6 protein-coding genes and 2 riboswitches are annotated in these 9,476 nt (G+C 39.9%); of the genes, 4 read left to right on the top strand and 2 right to left on the bottom strand.

Going from position 1 to position 9,476, the window contains the following annotated elements; genetic code table 11:
* The 4 genes from AB5935_RS22510 to AB5935_RS22495 form a co-directional block, all read left to right on the top strand.
* Positions 1-1,071, top strand: a 1,071-nt coding sequence (locus AB5935_RS22510) for a putative transporter (protein ID WP_368327585.1), incomplete at its 5' end; no start/stop codon positions are given.
* A gap of 151 nt (positions 1,072-1,222) precedes the next feature.
* A riboswitch (cobalamin riboswitch) is annotated at positions 1,223-1,430 on the top strand.
* Positions 1,431-1,482: 52 nt separating this feature from the next.
* A complete protein-coding gene (locus tag AB5935_RS22505) occupies positions 1,483-3,660 on the top strand; it encodes a TonB-dependent receptor (RefSeq protein WP_007835692.1) in 2,178 nt (725 codons plus the stop codon).
* Positions 3,661-3,701: 41 nt separating this feature from the next.
* A riboswitch (cobalamin riboswitch) is annotated at positions 3,702-3,901 on the top strand.
* 131 nt (positions 3,902-4,032) lie between these two features.
* The gene (locus AB5935_RS22500) at positions 4,033-6,093 is read left to right on the top strand and encodes a TonB-dependent receptor plug domain-containing protein (protein ID WP_038609603.1); all 2,061 of its coding nucleotides are present in this window, start codon (positions 4,033-4,035) and stop codon (positions 6,091-6,093) included.
* A gap of 33 nt (positions 6,094-6,126) precedes the next feature.
* Positions 6,127-7,323 carry a sirohydrochlorin cobaltochelatase gene (locus tag AB5935_RS22495; protein ID WP_038609600.1) on the top strand — a complete coding sequence of 399 codons (1,197 nt, stop codon included), beginning with the start codon at positions 6,127-6,129 and terminating at the stop codon, positions 7,321-7,323.
* Between the two features lie 49 nt (positions 7,324-7,372).
* On the opposite strand, the gene nrdG is transcribed toward AB5935_RS22495, so the two are convergent.
* A complete protein-coding gene (nrdG, locus tag AB5935_RS22490) occupies positions 7,373-7,840 on the bottom strand; it encodes an anaerobic ribonucleoside-triphosphate reductase activating protein (RefSeq protein ID WP_005846488.1) in 468 nt (155 codons plus the stop codon).
* On the bottom strand, positions 7,824-9,476 hold a 1,653-nt coding region (gene nrdD / locus AB5935_RS22485; protein WP_368327584.1), incomplete at its 5' end, for an anaerobic ribonucleoside-triphosphate reductase. The genes nrdG and nrdD, both read right to left, overlap by 17 nt.

Raw genomic sequence — 9,476 nt, 5'->3', positions numbered from 1 at the left:
ATCTGCAAATTCAGTAATGAGAGGACGTGTAAACGCAATAAGGACGTTCAAGGGCTTAGTTGCGGATTTGAGGTAAAAGAAATCAAGCCATTGGTGAATCGTGATTTTGTGATTTCACGCATACGGCATTGTGACGGAGACAAACAAACAGAACTAGTGAACTCCACTACAGTATTTCACATGCACGATGAAATCCTTGTTATCGCCAATCCGATAGATGTAGAAGCTATCACTGTATTTTTTGGAAAACAAGTGAATGTGGAATGGGATTTCCAGAACAAACAACTTATTTCCAGAAAAATTCTGATCACCAAGCCTGAATTGAATGGCAAGACATTGGCTCAACTAAAAATCAGGAATAACTTCGGAGCAAGCATTACCCGTGTAAACCGTTCGGGTGTAGACCTTGTGGCCACTCCCAACCTGCAATTGCAAATGGGTGACCGGGTAAAGATTGTGGGTAGCGAACTGGCTGTAGCCCATGCCGAAAAGATTCTAGGTAATTCCATGAAACGTTTGAATCATCCCAACCTGATTCCTATTTTCTTAGGCATCGCATTAGGGTGTATTTTAGGAAGCACTCCTTTTTTATTCCCCGGTATCCCTCAACCGGTAAAACTGGGACTGGCAGGAGGCCCCCTTATTGTGTCCATCCTGATAAGCCGTTTCGGACCACATTATAAATTGATAACCTATACCACCATAAGTGCCAATTTGATGGTACGTGAAATCGGTATCTCACTTTTCCTTGCTTGCGTAGGATTAGGAGCCGGTAAAGGATTCATCGAAACAATTATTAACGAAGGCGGATATGTATGGATAGCATACGGCGCCATTATTACGCTGCTGCCTTTACTGATTGTAGGAATAATAGGACGATATGTTTATAAACTGAACTATTACACCTTGATCGGAGTATTGTCCGGAGCCACCACCAATCCGCCCGCATTAGCCTACTCCAATGATTTGACCTCTTGTGACGCTCCGGCAGTAGGTTATGCCACCGTTTATCCGCTCACCATGTTTTTACGTGTGCTTACAGCACAAATATTAATATTGGCGCTTGCCTGAAATCACTATCCGAATTATTGCAAATTCATATTGCCGTAGGAGTGAATCAAATTCACTTCTACGGTTCAAAATCCCCTCCTCTTTTCAATATTCTTTCCGTTTTAAGCAGTCATTTTTTCACTAATCTTAAAACATATATAAAATAATTGTCTACCTTTGCGCCCGGTTTGGTGATACAGATATTTTTTCTCTATCTGTATAAAAGGGAATTCGGTTGTGGAATCCGAAGCAGTGCCCGCTACTGTGAAACCCATTTGATGAAAAGCAACTCTCGCTATGCCACTGTTTCGAAAATGAAGAAATGGGAAGGCGCTTTTCAGGGTGAAGCCAGGAAACCTGCCAAATCAAAACATAGATAATCACGCTCTCCCGGGGTCAGGAAAGCCAATTATTAATTCTTAAATTCTTTCGATGAAAGTAAAATTATTATTGACAGCAATTACTTTAAGCTGTCTGGCTATTGACGTACTGGCACAAGTCAGTATCAGTGGAAAGATTGTGAGTGCCGATACCAACGAACCTGTAGTGGGGGCTAATATTCGTATTGACCAAAGCCTTTCAGGATGCACCACAAATGGTAAAGGCGAGTTTAATATCAACAATCTTCCTGATGGAAAACATGTATTAAGAATCACGCATGTCAGTTACACACCCAAATCTGTCACCACAAAAGGGGGTGAAAAAAATCTTCTTATCAAGCTACAAGACAGTTTTACCAATATAGGCCAGGTAGTAGTAACCGGAACAGGAACACACCACCGCATGACGGATAGTCCCGTGCCTGTTTCCGTTATCACCGCAAAGGATTTAAGTAATGCCAGTGTAACATCGCTGGACGAGGCCTTACAAAAGCTGACCCCATCTTTCTCAAGTATGACCAACGGTATGGGTACAACATTGAGTCTGAATGGATTGCCTGATGATTATTTCATTTTTCTGGAAAATGGCAAACGCCTGTATGGAGATGATACTTACGCCCGAATCAATGTTGCCAAAATCAAACGTATTGAAATATTGAACGGTGCCTCTTCCGCTCTTTACGGAACAAATGCTATCGGAGGAGTAATCAACATTATTACTGATGATGCAAAAAATGCTATCAATGTTTCCAGCGATACCCGCTATGCCAGTAAAGGACGTTTTACCCAGTCCGTAAACGCAGATGTCAATACCGGCAAGTTCGGCTCCTACACCTCTTACCGCCGTCAGCAGGCCGAGGGATGGCAACTGAATCCATACGAAGAGAACTCCAAAACTCATGAACTGGAAGAAACCGGGAAAGTAGCTTCTACAGGATTCTATGCAAATACTGTCAATCAAAAATTCACTTTTGATGCTACCGACAAACTCTCCTTTTATGCCCGCGGCGGATATTATGACAACAAGACACGCCGCCCTTATGAAGCATACGACTACAACATATTGCATGAAACCTTTAATTATGGTATTGGTACCCAATACATGATAAGTAAAGGGAATTATATTACCGCAGACTATTACGCCGATCATTTTTCTTCCTCTTATTGTTTTTTTAAAGACAATAAAACTTATAATGGAAAAGCAGGTGAAGAGCAAGTGCGCAAACGGACCCGCAATCACAATCTTAGCATAAAAGGTATCTTTAAATTAGGTGGCCGGCACAAACTTTCAGTCGGCACAGAATATATCGTTGATGTCTTGAAAAGTCAAACAGACAATATAGCTAAAGAAGATGCTTATACACTGGCCTTGTTTGCACAAGATGAAATAAAGTTACTGAGAAATCTACAGGCTTTGATCGGTGTACGTTACATTTATCATGAAAATTTCAAAAATCATGCCACTCCCAATGTAGCACTGATGTATAAACCCGGCAAATTCAATTTCCGTGCCTCCTATGCAGCAGGTTTCCGAACTCCTACCCTGTCTGAACTCTATGCCACTGACATAGCTAAAAAAAATGACAGGTTGACAATAGGCAATTTGGATTTAAAGCCGGAAAAGAATGATTATTTCTCATTGAGTGCAGAGTATGTACATGAGCGTTTTTCTGTATCAGTCAATGCTTTTTATAATAATATTCGTGACATGATAGATTATAATACGATTGCCACGGGAGATAAAGCTATGGAGCAATATGGTCATAAGGAAGTTCGTCAACGTGATAATATAGCGGAGGCTAAAGTATACGGAATCAATGTATCCGCCAATGCATACCTAGGTGCCGGGTTCAATTTAAGCGGAGGATATACTCATCTTAATACCCAAGACGTGGAATTGGAACAACCCATCGACAAAAGTATTAAAAACGCATACAATATCAATGCCCAATGGGCGCATTCATGGAAGATATATCGGTTGAACATAAATTTGAACGGTCGTATCAACAGCAAACGTTTCTCTAAAAGTTATGGCTATGCTCCCGACTATCAATTGTGGGATTTAAACACACGCCATTCTTTCAACTTAAAATCTGTAATCATAGAACCCGGATGTGGCATAGAAAACCTGTTCGATTATACGGATGATCGTCCTTATAACAGCAATTATGCAACTCTTACCCCCGGACGTTCATTCTATATCAGTTTGTCTTTAAAATTTAAAAGCTAAAAAAATCAAAGACTTATCGAAGATAATATAAAATAAACCTATATCTTTGCAACAGAATTAGTAATCGGACTATCACATAGCCCGATGCAAGGGAATCCGGTGTAAATCCGGGGCTGTACCTGCAGCTGTAAATCCTCATTATGTTGATTGGATAGTCCAAAACCACTGTTTCATTTGAAGAAATGGGAAGGTTTCCAATCAGAGGAAAGCCAGAATACCTGCTAAGTCTGTTGAACAATAAACACCAAGCTTCCAGGATTAGAAGTATGTGTCCATTCGAACAAGCGTTTTCCAACGTCTATTCCTTTGTGGCATTCCTCTTTATCAGAGGGAAACTTGATGTTTTATTTTGCAAATTAAATAAAACACAATATGAGGTATTTACTTCTTGCTATTCTACTATTAGGTACACAAATTGCAAGTGCCCAAAGTATTCTCAAAGATAAAGACGATAAAGAATTGTCCGTATTACTGAATGAAGTGGTCATCACGGGTACAGGTACTGAACATTATCTGAAAGATGCTCCCGTACAGACTGAAGTCATAACCAGCAAAGCTTTGGAACAATATCAGGCACGCAGTATAGACGATTTGCTCAGTGGTCTTAGTCCTTCATTGACCTTTCATGATGGTGATATGGGGAGCCATATCCAACTAAACGGATTGAACAATGACTATATCCTGATCATGATAAATGGAAAAAGAATGAATGGCGATGTAGGAGGGCAAAACGACTTGAATCAATTAAATCCAGCTAATATAGAACGCATAGAGATTGTAAAAGGGGCCGCTTCTTCACTTTATGGCAGTGACGCAATAGCCGGAGTTATCAATATCATAACCAAACGTAACCGTGAAAAAATGGAGCTCACCAATACATCCCGCATAGGTGAATATGGTGATATACGTCAAAGTACCAGTTTCGGCTTTAATTATGGAAAGATAAAATCTGTAACCGGAATCAACTTCCGGCATACCGATGGCTGGCGGAATACAGACCTGCAGTGGGATCAGAATCAATTGAAATCCGGCTCTACTATGTTGACCGTAAACCGTTCTTCAAACTATACCCTGTCCGAGAACATTGAATGGCAAGTCAATCGCAAACTAGACCTCACTGCAGAAGGCACTTATTATGAGCGTTGGGTAATGCGTACACACGGTCCTTGGAAATATCAAGCCAACGATTTTTATTATCGCAACTATACATTTGCAGTAGGAAGTAAATATAAATTAGGAAAACGGAATTATCTGACTGCAGACCTCTCGTATGGCAGATACGGTTACTTCTATGACTATAAGCTAAACGAGCATACTGATTATTTTCTAGACAATGACCGCCATGAACGTATCACCTACTTTGCCGGTCAACGTATCAAACAAAGTATTCAGAAACAAATATTAGGCCAGGTAAAAAGTGTATTTTATCTTGGAGAGGACCATATTTTAAATGCAGGAATCGAATATCAGTACAATCATTTGGAATCACCTCATCACATTGACGGTGACCGCGCTTCCGTTTATACGTTGGCAGCTTATATACAGGAGGAATGGACAGCCAGAGAAAATCTGGTTCTGACTGCCGGGGTACGAGGAACACAACACAAGGAAACAGGATTGAATTTCAGTCCGAAAATATCAGGACTTTATAAACCCGGAGAACATATTAATTTGCGTGCTTCTTATGCTTTAGGCTACAAAGCACCCACTATTAAAGAACTTTATTATAATTATACCGGCGTTATCGGAGGCGGTGCCTTGACTGCATATCATGGCAACACAGATCTAAAAGCACAAACCTCACAATATGCTTCAATCGGTATCGAGTACGTAGGGCAAAAATTCCAAGCCAGTTTAACCGGATACATGAATTATCTTCACAACATGATTGAGCTGGTTGAAATTTCCGTAACTCCCGATGAAAAGTTTCTTGAAGTAGAAAAGAGCAAACAATATAAGAATCTGACAAAGGCACGTATTTATGGTATGGATTTCACCTTCAACTATCGTCCTGCAAAATCTCTCAGCCTTGCCGGCGGATATAGTTATGCTGATCCAAAAGCGCAATATCCTAACAAAGGTATAGATTATATGAAATATCTTCCTATTGATGCTACTTCCAGCCATAATGCAAATTTAAATATCTTATGGCAACATTCATGGAAACTGTATCGTTTGGGTATCGGCATCTATGGCAGATATCAGTCTACACGCCGTTATATAAATGATAATAATGCCGACGGATTCCAAACTTGGCGTATCAACACAGCCCACTCATTATTAAAAATGAAACGGTGGTCATTAACGATGAATGCCGGGGTAGATAATGTATTTGACTATGTAGACCGTACTCCTTTCGGACGGAATCGTGCCACATCAACTCCCGGAAGAACTTTTTATGTCTCCGCCCTCATTAAATTCAAAAACAATTAATAACCAACAATTTATAAATTAATTTTTATTAGTATGAAACAATTCAAGTATTATCTGATGGCGGCTTTTGTTGCTGCCGCAACTTGCACAGGATTCAGTTCCTGTAGTGACAATGATGATGAAGAAAGTACTGTTAATCCTGCTGTGGATGTAGTAACCAGAACCAAGCAACACGACACAGCCATTTTGCTCTGTACTTTTGGCAGTACCTATAATGAGTCCCTTTCTGTTTATGATGATGTGATTGAGGATTTTAAAGCTAAATTCCCCAATACGGATATTTATATGTCATTTACTTCACGTACATGTATCGGACGTGTAGAAGCATCTACCGGCATAGCACGTTATGAATTGGACCAATGGTTGAAAGCAATAGGCGATGCAGGATACAAACGTGTGGCTGTACAATCATTGCATGTAATTCCAGGCGAAGAATATCTTTCATTAATGAATACTGATGTAAAAAAATACTTTATGATTCAATGGTATCCGCATATTGATGTATTGAAAGGTACCAACCTTCTTTCCAGTGCAGAAGATACTAAAGATGTAGCAGAGATACTTTACAAACACTATGAGTCTAAATTAGCAGGCAAGAACAACATCGTGCTTCTAATGGGACACGGTAATCCGGATGAGAATTACAATGCTAACAAAAAGTACTCTGACATGGAAAAAGCATTGCAGGAACTTGCTGCCAACAACAATATCTTTGTAGGTACTGTGGATTATGGTGACATGCTTTTCTTCCCGAAAGAAATAGAGGAAGAACCGGCTAATAGAATTCCTGTAGAAGGATTTGACAAAACCCAATATCCCGACTGTATGTACTCTAAGGTGATGAGCTATTGCGAAAAGAACGGTCTGAACCCATCAGAAGTAAATGTTTATCTTGCACCTTTCATGTCAATTGCCGGTGACCATGCCCACAACGACCTTTGGGGACTGGAAGCTATGGCCGAAGATGACGATGTAAGTAATGTGGAAATCAATACAAATGAATATAGCTGGCGTGAACGTTTGGAGAAATTAGGATTCAAAGTGGACAGAACATTCGAAAGCCACCCGATAGATCAAGCCGGAGCTGATCATGGTATTAAAGACGGATGTAATATGAAAGCCCTTGGCAGTTATCCTGAGATTCGCCAAATTTGGGTAAACCATTTATATGAAAACTGGAATGACGACAGTGCATGGGAGAATGGTGAAGACTATCAACCGGAAGCATAACCAACTTAATATATTTATCTGAAAAAGGCGGAATTTATTTCCGCCTTTTTCAGATACGCCAAAACCGATAGGTAATATCTTTCATCTCATCCCCGTATATCCGATAGAAATGCTGATTGGTATCAGGAGATTTCAAGCCACCCAATTTTTCAATATACGGTCCCAACTTTATATATTCAAAGTTCTGAACGGAAAGACCTTCCGGCAATTCATTCTTCCCCGAATACCAACCCACCTTTACCAAAGCGATAGACTGTCGGTGAAGAAATCCTGCCAACCTTTCCACTTCAAAGGGTTCGGCATCGCCTCCCATAAAACAGACGCAAGTCACCGCCTTTCCATACTTCTGTAAAAGATGCCCAAGACTTTCTTCCGTTAAAGATTCTCCTACATTTTCCAACAAATGAGGGCTATGACAGCCCTTGCACCTATTGGGACAGTTAGAGAGATTGATCGCCAGAGTGACTTCATCCGGAATTTCTTGAAATACGATGTCATAATCAACGTAACGGAGCATAATATCTTTGTGCAGCCTCCTTCTGCCTTGCCTGAGAAAAATTACTGATCCGCTTCATGTACCCGATAACACGTGTCAGATAATCCACATTCCGACTATGACATTCAGGACATTCATGCAAGTATCTCTTATCAATATGCTTACATTCATTGCAAATGGTATTCGGTATATTAAATGTAAAGTAATTACAGCCTTCTATAGCAGCTACCCGAAGTAGTTGTCTGTACTGCTCCTTACTAAGATGTTCTTCCAAATTCATGTGCAAGGCCGAGCCTCCCGTTAAATGCTTTATATAGCGGCGTCCATGCAGACGGAATTTATCGACAACATTCAACGATTTGTCTTCTACAATATAGAAATAACTGTTATAACATTCTCGGAATGTTTGGAAGCCTGCTTCTTTATCCCATTTAGCGTGCTTCACTCCTACATTCTCAGCAGGAATCATTTCGCAATTAAACAAAACATCCTTTGTACGGTACTTCCTATTATATCGTTCAATCATTCCTAAAATCTCCTGAACAAATGCTTCATACTTAGGGTTATCATTGATTTCAATACCCATAAATTGCGCTGCTTCCACCAAACCATTAACACCGATAGTTAGATACTGACGGTTCATATTGATGTAACCAGCATCAAACAAAGGCAGCATACCTTTCGACTGCAACAATTTCAGATTCTCATTATAAGCCAACTGGACTTTGTGTACCAAATCAACCACTTCTTCCAAAAAAAACGGATAAAGTATACCGGATTTCACCGCATGCTGGATGCAACGGTTCAAATTAATAGTCAGCACACTTTTTGAGCCTGTAGAAACCCCACCTGCTCCCAATGTATAGCTGAAACCATTGTCCTGTATCTCATTGCGAAGACGGCAGCAACTACTTAAAGAATCTGCATTATCACTCATATAAGTAAAGAAAGAATGACCTTCGGAATACATTTCAGCCGTAAAGTCACCATATTCCTTATCTAATACATCACCATCTTTAGTCAAAAGCGCCATTGTTTCTACAGGAAATGTTAAAACAGTACGTGTACGCTCTTTATTAAACCATTTCATGAAACGTTTCTGCAACCAACTTAGTGAATTCCAGTCAGGTTGGCTTCCATCGGGAAAAAAGAAGTTACCAAAAAGACTTTCAAAATAATATTTGTCATAGTAAGCTACATTCCAAAAGACGGCTTGAAAATTACGCGCCCCTGTAGGCTGGTTAATAGAATATACTATTTGCTCGAAACAGTCTGTAATGATTTTGTCTATTGTTCTTTGTTTGGTAGATAAATCAACAATCTTATCGGGATACTTATAATATTCCTGCCCATATTCCAAACCAATGAAATAATTCATATACATCAAAAACTCTGGAGTAGCACAGGCACCACTTAACATACTGGATACAATAAAAACCATATTGACAAATCCACCACAAAAAGATTTCAAGTTAGTAGGAGCCGTAGAGTTCCCTCCCACTGCTATCGTACCATTATTCAACCAAGGATACATAGTAATGCTGGCACAATAATTAGCCAGATTAGTTTCATCATTTTTATAAATCCTCAAATCCGCAACTAAGCCCTTGAACGTCCTTATTGCGTTTACACGTCCTCTCATTACTGAATTTGCAGA

The organism is Phocaeicola sp. RTP21198st1_B8_RTP21198_201120 (genome assembly GCF_040929485.1).
Lineage (GTDB): Bacteria > Bacteroidota > Bacteroidia > Bacteroidales > Bacteroidaceae > Phocaeicola > Phocaeicola dorei.
The sequence above is the reverse complement of the archived record's forward strand: the minus strand, read 5'-3'. Positions and strand labels throughout refer to the sequence as shown.

Bases quoted from the DNA above. Each gene is read 5' to 3' on its own strand.
- AB5935_RS22505 (WP_007835692.1), top strand. From the start codon at position 1,483: ATGAAAGTAAAATTATTATTGACAGCAATTACTTTAAGCTGTCTGGCT.
- AB5935_RS22500 (WP_038609603.1), top strand. From the start codon at position 4,033: ATGAGGTATTTACTTCTTGCTATTCTACTATTAGGTACACAAATTGCA.
- AB5935_RS22495 (WP_038609600.1), top strand. From the start codon at position 6,127: ATGAAACAATTCAAGTATTATCTGATGGCGGCTTTTGTTGCTGCCGCA.
- nrdG (WP_005846488.1), bottom strand. From the start codon at position 7,840: ATGCTCCGTTACGTTGATTATGACATCGTATTTCAAGAAATTCCGGAT.